Raw genomic sequence first — 15,569 nt, 5'->3', positions numbered from 1 at the left:
AATTTAAGAGATGCAATCACCATTTGCTAATTTAACGCCAGTAGTAAAAAACCTCATCATTATAAATATCATCTTCTTTATAGCAACGTTTGCTTTAGAGAAGGTTATAGATATGCAGGCTTTGTTTGCAGCATACTACCCGGTTTCGCCTTCGTTTAGGCCGTGGCAACCTATTACCTACATGTTTATGCATGGCGGCATTTCGCATATTTTTTTCAATATGTTTGCCTTATTCTCTTTTGGGCCGTTGCTGGAGTATTCGTTGGGTTCTAAAAGATTTTTCAATTATTACTTTATTACCGGCCTGGGTGGTTATGTTTTGTACATGGCGGTACAAGCTATCCAGATACATGCTATTACAGGTTCATTTGCGGTACCTCATCCCGAGTTGGAGTCATCATACTTTGCTTACGGCGGCCAGGATGTAGCACAAAAATTATACGTCCTGGTAAACATGCCAATGGTGGGTGCATCGGGATCTGTATTTGGTATACTGGTGGCTTTTGCCATGCTTTATCCAAACCTGGAGATGATGATCCTTTTTATTCCCGTGCCTATTAAAGCTAAGTATGTGGTAATAGGCTACGTGGCTATTGAGTTGTTTAGTGGTATAGGCCGTTTTGCAGGCGATAACGTAGCTCACTTTGCCCACCTGGGCGGGGCATTATTCGGCTTCCTGTTAATTAAGCTTTGGAACATAAAGCGGCCCAACAATTTCTATTGATAACTGTTTAACCGTATATAGTAAATGAGGTAGGTTATGAGCACCCTGTGGCAGGACATCCAGTACAAAATGTTGAAATCGCGTAGCAGCATTAATTTGCTGATAGGTATTAACATCGTGGTTTTTTTATTGGTTATTATACCTTTCACGGGCGTTTATACTAACCAATACCTGCAGCTTTTTGCCGCCTGGCCGCAACTGGTTAAACATATCTGGACACCCATTACCTACATGTTTATGAATGACGGCCTGTTGCCGGTTATCTTTAACATGCTTTGGCTATACTGGATGGGCAGAATTTTTGAAGAGTACCTAAACCATAAGCGCCTGGTAGCTTTGTACCTTTTTAGCGGTTTAGTTGGCGCTTTGCTATACATAGCAACCTATAATGCCCTGGTTGCAATGCATGCAGAGTTTATTGAAATGGGTATCACCGGTGCATCGGTAAGTATAATGGGTGTGATGGTGGCAACTGTAACGCTATTGCCCGATTATGAGCTATCGCTGATAATTATTGGCCGGGTAAAATTGAAATGGGTTTGTGTTATCTACGTAGTTTTAGCGCTCGTAAACGCAAGGGGAAGCCTCGGTACTGAAATTGCCCAAATAGGTGGCGGATTAATAGGCTTTATTTATATTAAACAACTACAGCGCGGTAACGATTGGTTAAGTGGTGTTACCAGAATGTTTGATCCAAAGCCTGCAATGCGTGTGGTTAGTACTAACTATGCGCCCAAAAAAGCAGCAGGTGTTCCGCAACAAGAAGAGGTTGACCGCATTTTAGATAAGATATCAGCATCAGGTTACGATAGTTTAAGCAAGCAGGAAAAAGAAAGCCTCGATAGCTTAAGCAAGCATTAGCAAATGAAATTTACAGGTAAGAATCTTCCTTTTATTGACAGAATTTTTCTCTGGATAAATTACCTGCTGTGCCTGGCTTTGCTCATCAGTTACCTGGCACCCGTAACAGACCCACGCAAGTTTTGGCCTGTGGCTTTCTTTGGGTTGGCCTACCCGCCACTGTTGGTTTGCAACTTAATACTCATCGCTTATTGGCTTATCCGCAAACGCTGGTTTGTATTGATATCTGCGTTGACCATTATACTGGGCTGGAATGTTCTGGAGAATAACATCGGTATACGTTTACCAGCGGGAGAAACCCGTACCCCGCCGCAAAATCAACTGCGGATAATGACTTACAACGTACACGATTTTAAACGTTACGGCGCAAAAAACGATGTATCAACCAAGCACGAGATCCTCAACATTATAGGAGACCAACAGCCGGATGTGATAGGCATCCAGGAGTTTTTTACCAAGAAAAAAGGCGAGTATGATATGGTGGATTCTATCAAACAGGTCATGCGTGCGCAGCATTACTATTTTGAGCCATTGATGACCAGCCAGAGCGAATCTATCGGGATGGCTATTTTTTCTAAGTTTCCTATCAAATCTTATGGCTTTGTGCAGCTATCAAAAAAGCGGAGCGGCAACCAGTGCATTTATGTAGATGTGCAGAAAGATAGTACCATCTTCAGGATGTATAGTGTGCACTTGCAGTCCATCAATTTTGATCCGCAGGATTATCAGTATCTCGATAAACTATCATCAAAAGGGAAAACAGATATCAGCGCCACCAGGCGCGTAGGTTCTAAACTGAAGAATGCTTTTCAGAAACGTGCAGATCATGTGTTCATTATAAAAGACCATGCAAAACAGTGCCCCTACCCGTATATCATAGCCGGCGATTTTAATGATACGCCATCATCCTTCGCGGTAAACCAGATGGCCAGGGGCATGAAAAATGCCTTCCGCGAAAAAGGGGCTGGGCTGGGGCGTACTTATAATGGCGCTTTCCCTAACTACCAGATAGACTATATAATGGCCAGCCCGCAATTTGCTGTAACGGAGTATAAGATCATCGAAAGAAAATTGTCAGACCATTATCCTTTAAGTACCGTACTATCATTAAAATAGCTTCACTAAAATTAAACTCAACGCTTAAAATTGTAAGTTTGCCCTCATGACGGAACAAAAACTATTTGTTTACAACTCTTTAACACGTACCAAAGAAGAATTTATACCGCTAAACGCAGGCCATGTTGGCATGTATGTTTGCGGCCCTACTGTATATAGTGATGTGCATTTAGGCAACTGCCGCACGTTTATAGCTTTTGATCTGATCTACCGTTACCTGTTACACCTGGGTTACAAGGTGCGCTACGTACGCAATATAACCGATGCCGGGCACTTAGAGAGTGATGGCGATGAGGGCGAGGACAAAGTATCTAAAAAAGCAAAAATAGAACAGCTTGAACCAATGGAAATTGTACAGCGATACACTGTAGATTTTCATAAGGTGATGGAAGTATTTAATGCCCTGCCACCAAGTATTGAGCCTACTGCAACAGGCCATATTATTGAGCAGATAGAACTGGTGAAAACCATCCTTGAGGCAGGTTATGCCTACGAGGTGAACGGATCAGTTTATTTTGATGTTGAGAAATACAGCGAGAACCATGATTACGGCGAATTGAATGGCCGTAAGCTTGAAGACCTGCTTAATAATACCCGCACCCTTGGTGGCCAGGACGACAAACGCGGTAAGCTTGATTTTGCCCTTTGGATAAAAGCCAAACCCGAGCATTTGATGCAGTGGCCATCGCCGTGGGGAATGGGTTTCCCGGGCTGGCACCTGGAGTGTTCTGCCATGAGCAATAAGTACCTGGGCCACCAGTTTGATATACACGGTGGTGGTATGGACTTAATGGCTACGCACCACACTAACGAGATTGCCCAAAACATTGCCTGCTGCGGAAAAACGCCCGCGCATTACTGGATCCATACCAATATGTTGACGGTTAACGGGCAAAAAATGTCAAAATCATTAGGCAACAGCTTTTTACCATATCAGCTTTTTACAGGCGACCACGCCTTGCTTAAAAAAGGGTATAGCCCAATGGTGATGCGTTTCTTTTTTATGCAAGCCAGTTACCGCAGCACTGTAGATTTCTCTAACGAAGCAATCGACGCTGCAGAGATCTTCTATAAAAAGCTTGCAGAGTCTGCTAAAAAACTGGCAACCTTGCAGCAGAAACCTGTTGGCGGTATTAATGCCGAGACCGAAAAAGAGATAAACGGATTTTGTGATGATTGCTATAGCAGCATGAATGACAATTTTAATTCGCCTAAAACGTTAGAGGCTTTGAACAACCTGTCAAAGTGGATCAACTCGTATGCGGCTAACACCCGTAACTCGGGCGAAATATCAGCCGAAGTGTTTGATAGGTTGCGTAAAACTTACAATGCGTTCTTCTTTGATGTGCTTGGTCTTAAATTAGAAGACAGCGAAGGTGGCGATACGGATGAATTGATGCAACTGATCATCAAATTGCGTAACGAAGCTAAAGCAAATAAAGACTATGCAACATCTGATAAGATACGCGAAGGTTTAAAGCAAATAGGCTTCCAGTTGAATGATAGCAAACAGGGTACAACAGACTGGGCAAGAATTTAACAAAAATTAAGAAAACAAATTGGCGCGGGCTGCATTATGTTATCAGTTTTAAAATAATATTAACTTGCCCGTCCAATTCCACACTATTCTGAGTATGAAAAAAACATTACTGGCCGCAATTATACTTTCCGGATCTGTTCTTAGCGCCATTGCACAAACAAAAGTTTCTGTAAATGAGGTAGTAGCCGCCGAAGAAAACTTGAGTAAAGCCGTAGGCCGTAAAGGCATCAAAGATGGCTTTCTTTCTGTTGCCGACCCTGAGGGGATTGTTTTCAGGCCTAATGCAGTTAAAATAAACGAGTTTTACAGCACTATAGATAAACAACCAGGCAAACTAAGCTCGGTGCCAAAATTTGCGCGCATATCTGCCAACGGCGACCTTGGTGTTACCGCCGGCCCTTATGTTTACCAGAACGGTAAAAGCGACGATGATAAGATCTACGGCGATTTTATTTCTATCTGGCGTAAAGACCTATCTACCGGTGTGTTTAAATTGCTGCTTAATGTAGGCGAACAACATCCCGAGCCTGAGCAGGATGCAACTATTGACTTTAAAGAAGCTGATCCTACAAAGCAAAAAGCACCAAGTAAAGACCCTTTTGCGGGTAAAAAGATCCTTACCGCTAACGATGAGACTTTGAACCACTCGCTTGAGCTATCGCCACTGGCCGGTTACAAGGAGTTTTTAAGCCCCGAAGCACGTTTTTACTTCCCTGGTTTTGAGCCGGTAGTAGGTACAGATAAGATATTAAAGTTTTTAGCTAATGAAGCCATTAACATCACTGCGCAAACAGTTAACGTTGGCCGTTCAAGCAGTAACGATCTTTCTTATTCTTACGGTACTGCCCGTATCAAAAAAGGCAACATCGTAAATAACTACAACTATGTTCGCGTTTGGGAAGCTGATGCCAACCATCGCTGGAACCTGTTGTTAGAAATATTTTCTACGGTAGAAAATTAATATCCTTCTATGGAAAATAAAAAGGCCTGATAGCAATGCTTTCGGGCCTTTTTATTTTATACTAATAATGTCATTGCGATCCGCCGGCTGGCGGAGAAGCAATCTCCTCGCAGATTTGTAAACGCGATGTTATTGCCACGTCGCTACGCTCCTCGCAATAACATATCATTATATTATTCTTGTTAAAGATCGTTAAAATAATTGTTCGATAATATCGTCAGCCGATAGGCCATCGGCTTCTGCGTGGTAGCTGCGCACGATACGGTGGCTAAGGATGGGCTTGGCAACGGCACGCACATCCTCAATATCCGGCGAGTATTTGCCGTTTAATACGGCATGGCATTTAGCCCCCAGGATCAAAAATTGCGATGCACGAGGGCCTGCGCCCCAGTTTAGTAAACGTTTTATCTGAGGGGTGGCAAATTCACCGTTAGGGCGGGTTTTGCCAACCAGTTTAACAGCATATTCTAAAACATTATCACTTACAGGGATATTCCGTACCAGTTGCTGGAAATAGGAGATCTGCTCAGCATTAAGCTTTTTATTAACACTGGCTGTTGTTGCGCCTGTAGTGTTTTTTACCACCTCAAGCTCCTCTTTAAATGATGGATAGCCCAACGTAACGTTAAACATAAAGCGGTCTAACTGTGCCTCGGGCAGGGGGTAGGTGCCCTCCTGCTCAATAGGGTTTTGGGTAGCCAGTACAAAAAACGGTTTACTTAAAGCATGAGTTACGCCTGCGGCAGTCACCGCTTTCTCCTGCATAGCTTCAAGTAATGCAGCCTGGGTTTTGGGTGGTGTACGGTTTATCTCATCAGCCAGGATAATGTTTGAGAACACCGGGCCTTTGATGAATTTAAAATTCCTGTCCTCACCCAATATTTCCGATCCTATGATGTCAGACGGCATCAAATCGGGGGTAAATTGTATACGCTTAAAGTCGAGGTCTAATACCTGTGCTACGGTTTGTACCAGTAAGGTTTTAGCCAGCCCCGGCACACCTACCAACAGGCAGTGGCCGTTACTGAATATCGAGATCAGGACAAACTTAATCACCTCGTCCTGTCCAACTATTACCTTACTTATTTCGGCACGTATTTCCTGATAAGCACTTTTCAATGCATCAGCGGCCTCAACCTCTGAGCGGTATTGCATCTTATTTATCGGTGGTAGCGTTTTCTGTAGTAGTGGTAGTTGTTTGCGCGCTGGCCGGTGTTGCAGCAGAAGCTACAGGCAGCCAACCTTTAAGCGCATCGCAGCTTTGGTACTCAGGGTCTATTTTAATAAATGTCTCTTTACGGCGTTTCTCAAACCATTGTGCAATGGTGCGGTTAAGCTTATCATTCATTGCGGCTTCTTTAAGCTTAGAAAAATCTTGCTCAAGGTTAGCCTTGTGCGCATTAACCGCCGATTTAAGGTATAATATCTTATAACTTTTTTTATTGGTTTGCGGCTCGGTAAATAATTGGGGTTTTGATATAGTGCCCACTTTCATGGTATCAACCACAAGCGCAACCTGTGGGTCGAGCTTATCAGTAGGGATAAAGGTGGTGCGCGTTTGTACGTTTTCGGCATTTAACATCATACCACCATTGTATTTGGTCTCTTTATCGTCAGAGTAATAGGCGGCAGCGCTTGAGAAATCAAATTTCTTAACGGCAAGCATGGCTTTATAAACGCTATCGGCAGTTTTGTGGGCGCGTTCAAGGCTGGCCTCGGTAATGGTTGGGATAATAATAATGTGCCTTGCATGTACTTGCTCGCCACGGCGCTCAATCACCTGTAAAAAGTGAAAACCAAACTCCGTCTCAAACACCGGAGATATCTCACCTGCTTTTAGCTTAAAGGCGTTAGCAGTAAACTCTTTGGCCATTTGCTGGCGATCAAAAAAGCCCAGGTCGCCACCTTGTTGTGATGAACCATCTTGCGAGTAGATCCTGGCAAGCGTACCAAAATCTTCGCCTTTTTTAACACGCTCGCGCAAGTCTGTTATTTTTTGGCGGGCAACTTCTTTTTCTTCTTTAGATAGTTTTGGCTGGAAAACAATTTCGCCTACCTCAACCTCTTTGTTGTAAGTTGGGATACTGTCTTTTGATATCTTATCGAAATAGTTTTTTACATCAAGTGGGGTAACGTTAACCTTTTCGGTGATCTTAGCGCGCATACGTTGTGCTACTAACGATTCCTTAATGTCAGGGCGCATCTCATCTTTATATTGGATAACAGAACGGCCCAAAAACTGCTCTAACTGGTCCTGGCCACCGGCACGTTGCATAAATGATCGCATGCGCCTGTCAACCTCATTATCTACCTCATCGTCTTTAACCGATACGCTATCAATAACCGCTTGTTGCGCCAAAAGCTTTTGGGTAAGCTGGTTTTGCAGGATAAGGCATTTGATACTCGGATTTGGCTGCTGGCCGCTCACAATATACTGTGCGTACTGCAGTTCAACGTCAGATTGTAGTACGATGCTGCTACCCACAACAGCCGCAATTTTATCAAGCGTGCGTTTTTGCTGTGCGTTGGCAACAGTAATAACCAGTAGAATATTTAAAAGGGAAAGTCCTAATTTTCTCATGTAATGTTTAAACTAAAAAGCGGATAGCCAAATCCGTAAGTAAGCAAATTTCGGTAAAATTTATCAATATTAATGTATAATTGAACCGTTGTGCGAATATGCTTATAAAGCTTCAGCTCAAATAGGTATTTTTGGTTAAAATTTGTTAAAATATGAGAGTTGAGAATCCGCAGGCTTACCGTTTTATTATGCAGGATGATATTTACCTGCTGCAGCAAGATAAGCTTTCGGTAGCACCTGAAACTGTTGCTGACATTACAACTCCTGAGCCTGTGCAACCCGTTGCAGCAGAAAATCCTGTCCAATCAGCTCCGCAGGTAATGGCACAAAAAACCGAGCCTGTTGCCCCAATAATTGCTCAACCTGTACAGGAAACGCCAAAACCCGCTTTTAATTATATGGGCGATAATCAAAAGCAGTTTTTAATATTGGTAAATTATGCCAACGAGGAATACATGAACGCAGGCCATCGCGCAGCGCTCGAAAGTATACTTGGGCGTAAAGAATTGAGCATTGCCGATGTGGCGATATTGAATGTAAATAAACTTACCCCGATAAAATTAGCAACCCTGGTTGCCTTTTTTGACCCCACCCGACTGGTAATAATGGGTAAAGACGCCCTGCCCGAAGGTATTGGCAACCTGCCGCTTAATAAGCCCGTACAAGGCAAAAAGATCCATGTGTTGTATAGCTTTAGTTTTGATGACATGATGAGCAGTAACGACAACAAGAAAGCCTTTTGGGAACAAATGAAAACGCTTTAATATGCAGCAATTAGTTTTTGCCACTAACAATAAACACAAACTGGGCGAAGTAGCCGCCAAAGTAGGCGACAAATTTAAACTGGTTACCCTTGATGAGATAGGTTGCCATGATGATATTGCCGAAACCGGCCACACCTTTTACGAGAATGCATCTATCAAAAGCCGCCATGTATTTGAGCATTTTGGCCTCAATTGCTTTGGCGATGATAGCGGCCTGGAGATAGATGCGCTGAATGGCGAACCGGGCATATATTCTGCACGTTATGCCGGTAAACATGGCGACCATGATGCCAATAATAAACTGGTGCTGCAAAAGCTTTATGGCGAAACAAATCGTAAGGCACGTTTCCGCTCGGTTATTTCATTAATGTGGAACGGCGAAGAGCATTTCTTTGATGGCGTTGTAGAAGGTACCATACGACAGGAACTGAGCGGTACCGAGGGTTTTGGCTACGACCCCATATTTGAGCCCGAAGGTTTTGACATTACCCTTGCCGAAATGACGATGGACGAAAAAAATGCCATCAGTCATCGCGGGCAGGCCGTTGATAAACTGGTGGCATTTTTAAAAGAGCAGCAAGCTTAAAGCTGCTTATTTACTACCGTATCTTTCTTAACATTCTTTGGCGCCAGCGGGGTTGGGTTATCTTCGCGCTGCCTGTTCTTTATTGGTGCAGGCGTAACGTTGGTGCTATCGGTATTTATTTTGACAGGCACCCGCAATTTTACGCTATCTGTTTTATTAACAGCAGGTGCCGGCTTTTTACTTGCCGTGGTATCGGCCTTAGCTTTGCCCGGTGCATTAACAGGGGCACTAAGCGGTGGTTTATTCCGTAACGAATCGAGCGACTTATCGCCCGGTGACGGCGTTGCCCCCGGTTTACCCACAGGCGGTTTCTTTGGCGGCGGGTTTTTGGCTGCCATTTTTCTGTTGTATGATGGCAGGATAGATTCTTTAGATACCGGCCTGTCTTTTGGCTTCCATATAAAGCCCTTTAGTACTTTTTCCTCTTCGGTGAATTTAGATAGCGGGCCATAACGGTGCTCAGGCTTAACCAAAAATACTATGGTTGATGCCTTTTGGTCTTTGAAATGTACACGCATGCGGCTGCTTAACGAGCGTTGCATGCCGTCAACTTTTTTAAGGCTATCCCTGCTATAGTAAATACTTTCGGCATTGCCTACCACAAACATGCGGTCGAGTTTATCTTTCACAAAATATCCCTTCATGCGTTTACCCGATACCTGGTTAAAGTGGATAGAGTCGGCTTCCTCAATATTTACAATGAATGATGACGGATACATGGTGAGGTTATCCATCTTCTTGTTCTTCATTTGCATGGCAATGGTATCGCCTGATAGTTGCGAACCCTGCGCCCAAAGCATTGGCTTTACATACATCCGCAGGGTAGAATCGGCGTAGCTGTAGAACATCGAATCTGATTTAGCCTGCAGGTCAGACTTAAACATTTTAGCATTATGAAAAGCCTTCACAATCCGTACACGGGCAGTATCTTTCAGCGCAAGTGGCGGGTTGTAAAATAAAGGGTCGTTATCAAGGTCTTCGTCATCAGGTTTGCCCGGGGCTTTACCGCCGTCGCCTTTCAACTGCCCTAAACCCGGTTTATCATCAACCGAGGCCACCTGTGCCGGTTTATTTTTTGCAGTTTTTGCCGCCTTTGCCGCTGCCGAATCGGCTTTGGCTTTCAGCATAGCTGTAAAGTAATTGGCATGTTTTATCAGTGCAGTATCCTGGTGCTGCCATGGAGGCATGTATATTAAAGTTTTGCTATCCACTACAGGCTTTTTCTTGCCCTTGGCGGTAGTATCACGCACTGGCTTTATCTGCATCAGCTTATAATCCTTAAACGTCACCACCTGCGATTCAAGCGTGTCGGCAGATATGTAAATAGAATCGCGCTTAACCTTTTGCGGAGATTCTGCTGAAATAACTTTCTTTGTTGTATCAGCAGCCCGGGCTGATAGTGCCTTAACCGGCATGGTACCCGGCGGCGGTTTTACAGCCAGTATATCGGCCTTTTTAACGCCCAACGCAGGTTGTTGCTTAATAGCATTCGTAATTTCTTTTTTAAGCTGAGGTTTTAGATTGCTTGTATCGATCCTTACCGAATCAGGCAGCGGCACGGGTACCACTTTAGCAGGGATAGTCCCCGCGGGTGGTTTCACGGCCACAGTAACTGCATCCCCCTTCTTGATAGGAGCAGATTGCCTGGTAATAGGTTTGCCACCTTTTTTGGGTATGTCCTTAACAGGCACACTATCCGTAGCCGTGGTGTCTTTTTGCTCGGTTACTATGATAGCATAAGGGTCTTGCGTAACTACGGTACGCTCGGCAGCACGATAGTAATTGGCCAGTTGGCCTTTAAGCGTAATGTTTTGTTGCTTATCCTTAAAAGTTACGTTTTTTATGGCCTTACCAAATCCTGCAATCCTGTCGTAAAACAGGCTGTCGCCGGTAAGGGTTTTGGTATCTTGTTTATACAGGTTTTTTTTACCGAAGAAAGCTTGCTCGGTAACGGTGTTATAAAGCCCATTCTCTGTATAAAGGGTGTCTTTTTTTTGTTTGGTATCGTAAATATTGGTAGGGCCGTAAAAAAAGGCTATGCGGCTGCCGGTATTGTAGCGCATAGTATCTGTTTTAATAAGAGCGTCAGGTGTAACCAGTACCACATTGTAACGGAAATAAGAATCGCGCGATTTGGCAAAATAGTAACCGTTCTTACTGGTTAGCGTATTATCCTTGTTAACCAGTTTACCGCCACCGGTATAAGTGCCTATGCGTGTTGCCGTATTGTAAGTAAGGTAATTGGTGGTAAGTATGGCATCCTTGTCAATCATCCGCACGTTATCTGTAAGGATAGCTACTTTATTATCGCCGTTATAGTTAAGCTTATCTGAGTAGATGTTCAGCGTATCGCCCTGTATAATGTGTACATTGCCAAAGGCTTCAAGGTAATTATCTTCCTGGTGCAGGTAACCACTGTCAGACTCCATGGTAGAGTAATCTTGTTTAAAAACACCTTTGTATACCCTAATAATGTGTTTACCATCTTTCGTATCCAAAACCTCGGTACTTTTTGAAGATACCATGTTGATCACAGATTTTTTCTTCTGTGCCGAAACGGTTAAGGTTACCAGTAATAATAGAGTGCTAAGGATGTATTTTATCACGTTGCAAAATTAGTTTTTTGCGGGGCTTATTAAATTAATAATTTTGACCATGCTACCTGTTAAACGCTTTGTTGATTTTGTTGAACAAAACGGGCTTTTTACGCCTGCCGGCAAAGTGCTTGCAGCCGTAAGCGGCGGCATGGATTCTGTTTTAATGGTGCATCTGTTAAAAGCTGCCGGTTATAATTTTGCCATAGCACATTGCAACTTTATGCTGCGCGGTGCCGATGCTGATGCCGACCAGCAATTTACGCAACAACTGGCACAAACACTGGGTGTACCTTTTTATACCACCAGTTTTGATACCGGCCAATACGCAGCCGAACAAAAAGTATCTATCCAGATGGCTGCGCGCAATTTGCGCTATCAATGGTTTGAACAGTTGCGCCTGCAGTATGGTTTTGATGCTATTGCCCTTGCTCACCATCAGAACGATACGATTGAAACTATATTGTTGAACCTAACCCGCGGTACCGGTATTGCAGGCCTGCACGGTATTTTGCCCCAAAACGGTTACCTGGTGCGCCCTCTGCTGTTCCTTAACCGCGATGAGATACAGACCATCATCAGCACCCAAGGTTTAACTTATGTTGAGGATGCCTCAAATGCATCAACCAAATACGCACGCAACAAACTGCGCCATAAGGTAGTGCCGGTGTTAAAAGAACTTAACCCAAATCTTGAGGCCACGTTTGAGAATAACCTGCGCAACTTTAGGGAGATGGAGCAGTTGTTGAATAATCATGTAGAACAACTGGCTAACGAGCTGCTGATCCCGCATGATGATAATATCAGCCTGTCCATCGAAAAAATAAAACATCTTTCGCCAAAGCGATTGCTGCTTTTTAAGCTGCTGCAGCGTTTTGATTTTATAGAAACTGTAATTGATGACCTGCTTACCGCGCTGGATAAACACCCCGGCCGGGTGTTTGAAAGTGCCACCCATCGTGTAGTGGTTGACAGGCAGGATCTCATCATCACCCTAAAAAGCAATACTGAGGCCGGTGAGCTTATACTACATACCGGAGATAAGGAAGGGCAGTGGAACGGGTACCGGTTAAATATTTTGCATGATGATAGTGCGCTGATCATAAAGGATAACCCGCTGGCGGTTTCACTGGATGCCGCTTTGTTAGTATACCCGCTTAGCGTTCGCAGCTGGCAACAGGGTGATACTTTTTACCCGCTGGGGATGAAGACGAGGCAAAAGCTGAGCGATTTTTTTATTCAGCAGAAAGTGCCCTTGCATGCTAAGAAAAATATCCCGTTACTTGTTAACGGAAACGGCGACATTATGTGGATAGGCGGCTATCGCCCAAGCGATAAGTACAAGGTGAGCGCTTCCACCAAAAAAGTTGCTATATTAGAATTGTTTAAATTATGAGTGATAAAGCCGTTTTTGTAGAGAAACAATACCTGGGCCGAGAGTGGATTCCCATAACCGTAAGGCTGGTATTAGCCTTGTTTTGCTTTGCCGCCTATTTCTTTACTGATGAGCGCGAACGCAACGGCGATCTGCTGGCTATAGTAGGCTTTGTGATTATCATCATCTCCATTATTATGGGTTTCCTGCTGCACTTTAGTACCAAGGTAGAGAACAAGAGTGTGCTGTTGGATGGCCTATGGTCAACCCGCAGGGTTAAGATAGACCTTAACAGTATTGTTAAGGTTGAGAAAGGCACTTACAGCCGTTACCTGTTCAATAACCCGGTTTATAACCTGCATACTAAGGGCACCATCCGCTTTTACGCCGCCGGTAACGATGCCATCCATTTAACAGACAGGGATGGTTTGATCTACATTATAGGTTCACAACATGCTAATGAGTTTTTAAGGGCACTTAATGCCGAGATGAAGCGCGCTTAAATGGATAAGATATTTATAAGGAAGCAGCTTTTAGCTGCTTTTTTCATTTGAGGGCAGTACTGCCAAAATTTAGTCAGTTATATTTTATTGATAATAAGTTGTTCATGCTTGTTCACGATGTTCATGGCGTGAATACCAAACCACCTGTCCGCCTGAGCTTGTCGAATACCTCGTGCTCTTGTTGGTGTTGTCACCAACAAGCCATATACAGGGCCGACATGAAAGCCTCGCGAAGAGTTGTTGGTGACAACACCAACAACGGCGGGCAGCTCACCATGAAAGGAATACATTAAACAACAAAGGCAGCCATTGGCTGCCTTTGTTGTTTAATGTGGAGTGTTGTTAGTGCGTTTTATAGCTGGCCAGATCAGTATAAATGTTCCTGAATGAACTACGTACACCAAAAGTGATCATCCCTGTTTTGTCATTAAACTGGCTGTTCTTTTCGGTACGGTAAATGCCGCCCAACTCTAACCTTAAATTGTATTTAGGGTTAAGCAAATAGCTTACTTTACCCTGCAGGTAAACCATATTGGTGCTTAAGCCCTGGCCAATAGTGTTGCCGTATTTACCGATAGGGGTGCGGTATGATTGAAAAATATCTTTACCGTAGTTAAGGTTATTCTCGTCTAAACCATAGCGTCCGTAATCAATTTCGCCCATCAGGTCAAAACGGTTTATGGAGTAGCTTAGCAGGCCTACAACTTCGCGGAAGTTGGCGCCCCATGGATGTGCAAGTGGTTCGCTGTTACCAGAGTAGTTTAAAATACTTGCACGTTCTGAGTAGGTGTACGGGCGAACGGTATTGTGTTCTACCAGATAGTTTAGGTTTTTAACACCAAAAAGGTTTGCGCCCCTTAACCCTAACTGGTACCCAAATTTGTTATTGCTGTAACTTGGGTTCGAGAAAAATTCTTTAGCTGTAAATTCATCCAGCGAGAACTGCCCGTAAGCAGTAATGCCATCAGTTATTTTATACTTAGTAGTGAACCCAATAAGCGCATTATCTGGCGAGCCGTTGGCAGCCTCAACCGGGCGCAGGAAGATAACCGGGTTGATATAGTTAAAATCGAAGCCATGCTTGTGGCCCTGATCGTCAACATCACCCCAAATCACCGAGTCGAAGAAACCGATCGACAAGCGTTTGCTTACGTTCCAATCTAAATAATGAAATACGCCCCATTTGCTGCGGTTCTGGAACTGATCGCTGGTGCCGGCCGGGTCTGAAAAGCTGGCCCACATAGCCATGTATTTTATATTGCCCAGATTAGCCGTTAGCCTAAGGAAAGGATATGGCGATGCATAATCAGATAATAGCAGTGAACGGTAGCCGTCGCCAATAAAGGTTTTATCGCGGCCAGCTGTGATATTTAAATATTTGTTTGGCTGGTATGACGCAACTGCTGTAATATAATCCCAGCCGTAGGCGTTTGGCTTGTTGTTGAATGTGCCTGCGTAAGCCATACCCGGCATAATGCCCACCTGGCGTATGTAGGTAGAAATATAATCGGGCACCTCGGCGCGATTAAGATAGCCTGTAATGTTGTAATAAAATTTATCGCTTACGGTACCACCAATTTGCAGGCCTATTGAACTTTGCCATAAGTTTTGTTTTTGGGCAAAATCGCGGCCAATAACAAAATCCGGTAACAGATCGGCATAAAAGGTAGAGTTGCTGCCTTTAACATCTATCTGGTGCTCGCTAAAAAGCTTACGCGTAAATGCACTGTTTGCACTGCCTGCACCATAATTCATGATAGAATCATAGCTGTGCCGCAAAAGCGAATCGGTTATGAAATATGATTTAATTGCCGAGTGTATCCTGGTTTTGGTGGAATAGATATCGGCATCAAACTTTTGATAAAATTGGTAAGAGTAAGGTTGGTAAACCGCTTGTGAGCGCGCTACCCCTGCCGCAGCCAATAGTAAGCTGATGCTGATAAATATTTTTTTCATGCGAGGAT

Annotated in this window: 13 protein-coding genes; 9 read left to right on the top strand and 4 right to left on the bottom strand. The window is 43.9% G+C overall.

Annotated features, from left to right (window positions below; genetic code table 11):
* Positions 1–10 precede the first annotated feature (10 nt).
* The 5 genes from D0C36_RS10675 to D0C36_RS10655 all read left to right on the top strand — a co-directional run bounded on the left by D0C36_RS10675 (position 11) and on the right by D0C36_RS10655 (position 5,202).
* A complete protein-coding gene (locus D0C36_RS10675; protein ID WP_117391618.1) occupies positions 11–724 on the top strand; it encodes a rhomboid family intramembrane serine protease in 714 nt (237 codons plus the stop codon).
* Positions 725–760: 36 nt separating this feature from the next.
* A complete protein-coding gene (locus D0C36_RS10670; RefSeq protein ID WP_117391617.1) occupies positions 761–1,585 on the top strand; it encodes a rhomboid family intramembrane serine protease in 825 nt (274 codons plus the stop codon).
* 3 nt (positions 1,586–1,588) lie between these two features.
* On the top strand, positions 1,589–2,701 hold the full coding sequence (locus tag D0C36_RS10665; protein WP_117391616.1) for an endonuclease/exonuclease/phosphatase family protein: 1,113 nt from the start codon (positions 1,589–1,591) through the stop codon (positions 2,699–2,701).
* A 46-nt stretch (positions 2,702–2,747) separates the two neighbouring features.
* Positions 2,748–4,241 (top strand): cysteine--tRNA ligase, encoded by a 1,494-nt coding sequence (cysS, locus tag D0C36_RS10660; RefSeq protein WP_117391615.1) that lies wholly within the window; start codon positions 2,748–2,750, stop codon positions 4,239–4,241.
* Between the two features lie 94 nt (positions 4,242–4,335).
* On the top strand, positions 4,336–5,202 hold the full coding sequence (locus D0C36_RS10655) for a DUF4440 domain-containing protein (protein ID WP_117391614.1): 867 nt from the start codon (positions 4,336–4,338) through the stop codon (positions 5,200–5,202).
* Positions 5,203–5,394: 192 nt separating this feature from the next.
* On the opposite strand, the gene D0C36_RS10650 is transcribed toward D0C36_RS10655, so the two are convergent.
* Entirely contained in the window at positions 5,395–6,357 is a 963-nt protein-coding gene (locus tag D0C36_RS10650; RefSeq protein ID WP_117391613.1) for an AAA family ATPase, read from the bottom strand.
* Between the two features lies 1 nt (position 6,358).
* Entirely contained in the window at positions 6,359–7,783 is a 1,425-nt protein-coding gene (locus D0C36_RS10645; RefSeq protein ID WP_117391612.1) for a peptidylprolyl isomerase, read from the bottom strand.
* Between the two features lie 152 nt (positions 7,784–7,935).
* Between D0C36_RS10645 and D0C36_RS10640 the strand changes: the two genes are divergently transcribed.
* Complete coding sequence (locus D0C36_RS10640; RefSeq protein ID WP_117391611.1) at positions 7,936–8,547, top strand: hypothetical protein; 612 nt, start codon at positions 7,936–7,938, stop codon at positions 8,545–8,547.
* 1 nt (position 8,548) lies between these two features.
* Positions 8,549–9,133, top strand: coding sequence for an RdgB/HAM1 family non-canonical purine NTP pyrophosphatase (rdgB, locus tag D0C36_RS10635; RefSeq protein WP_117391610.1), 585 nt, complete (start codon positions 8,549–8,551; stop codon positions 9,131–9,133).
* On the opposite strand, the gene D0C36_RS10630 is transcribed toward rdgB, so the two are convergent.
* Positions 9,130–11,739 carry an OstA-like protein gene (locus tag D0C36_RS10630; RefSeq protein WP_117391609.1) on the bottom strand — a complete coding sequence of 870 codons (2,610 nt, stop codon included), beginning with the start codon at positions 11,737–11,739 and terminating at the stop codon, positions 9,130–9,132. The two genes, rdgB and D0C36_RS10630, sit on opposite strands and share 4 nt — an antisense overlap.
* Before the next feature lie 49 nt (positions 11,740–11,788).
* Between D0C36_RS10630 and tilS the strand changes: the two genes are divergently transcribed.
* Together tilS and D0C36_RS10620 are read left to right on the top strand one after the other, a co-directional pair.
* Positions 11,789–13,123, top strand: a complete 1,335-nt coding sequence (gene tilS, locus D0C36_RS10625; protein ID WP_117391608.1) for a tRNA lysidine(34) synthetase TilS — start codon at positions 11,789–11,791, stop codon at positions 13,121–13,123.
* Positions 13,120–13,605, top strand: a complete 486-nt coding sequence (locus D0C36_RS10620) for a hypothetical protein (protein ID WP_117391607.1) — start codon at positions 13,120–13,122, stop codon at positions 13,603–13,605. Before tilS ends, D0C36_RS10620 begins: the two co-directional genes overlap by 4 nt.
* Positions 13,606–13,947: 342 nt before the next feature.
* On the opposite strand, the gene D0C36_RS10610 is transcribed toward D0C36_RS10620, so the two are convergent.
* Complete coding sequence (locus D0C36_RS10610) at positions 13,948–15,561, bottom strand: gliding motility protein RemB (RefSeq protein WP_117391605.1); 1,614 nt, start codon at positions 15,559–15,561, stop codon at positions 13,948–13,950.
* Positions 15,562–15,569: the final 8 nt, after the last annotated feature.

The sequence above is a fragment of the Mucilaginibacter conchicola genome, assembly GCF_003432115.1.
Lineage (GTDB): Bacteria > Bacteroidota > Bacteroidia > Sphingobacteriales > Sphingobacteriaceae > Mucilaginibacter > Mucilaginibacter conchicola.
The sequence above is the reverse complement of the archived record's forward strand: the minus strand, read 5'-3'. Positions and strand labels throughout refer to the sequence as shown.

Coding starts and splice junctions, on each gene's coding strand:
- D0C36_RS10610 (WP_117391605.1), bottom strand. CDS start 15,561: ATGAAAAAAATATTTATCAGCATCAGCTTACTATTGGCTGCGGCAGGG.
- D0C36_RS10665 (WP_117391616.1), top strand. CDS start 1,589: ATGAAATTTACAGGTAAGAATCTTCCTTTTATTGACAGAATTTTTCTC.
- rdgB (WP_117391610.1), top strand. CDS start 8,549: ATGCAGCAATTAGTTTTTGCCACTAACAATAAACACAAACTGGGCGAA.
- D0C36_RS10655 (WP_117391614.1), top strand. CDS start 4,336: ATGAAAAAAACATTACTGGCCGCAATTATACTTTCCGGATCTGTTCTT.
- D0C36_RS10675 (WP_117391618.1), top strand. CDS start 11: ATGCAATCACCATTTGCTAATTTAACGCCAGTAGTAAAAAACCTCATC.
- D0C36_RS10650 (WP_117391613.1), bottom strand. CDS start 6,357: ATGCAATACCGCTCAGAGGTTGAGGCCGCTGATGCATTGAAAAGTGCT.
- tilS (WP_117391608.1), top strand. CDS start 11,789: ATGCTACCTGTTAAACGCTTTGTTGATTTTGTTGAACAAAACGGGCTT.
- D0C36_RS10670 (WP_117391617.1), top strand. CDS start 761: ATGAGCACCCTGTGGCAGGACATCCAGTACAAAATGTTGAAATCGCGT.
- cysS (WP_117391615.1), top strand. CDS start 2,748: ATGACGGAACAAAAACTATTTGTTTACAACTCTTTAACACGTACCAAA.
- D0C36_RS10640 (WP_117391611.1), top strand. CDS start 7,936: ATGAGAGTTGAGAATCCGCAGGCTTACCGTTTTATTATGCAGGATGAT.
- D0C36_RS10620 (WP_117391607.1), top strand. CDS start 13,120: ATGAGTGATAAAGCCGTTTTTGTAGAGAAACAATACCTGGGCCGAGAG.
- D0C36_RS10645 (WP_117391612.1), bottom strand. CDS start 7,783: ATGAGAAAATTAGGACTTTCCCTTTTAAATATTCTACTGGTTATTACT.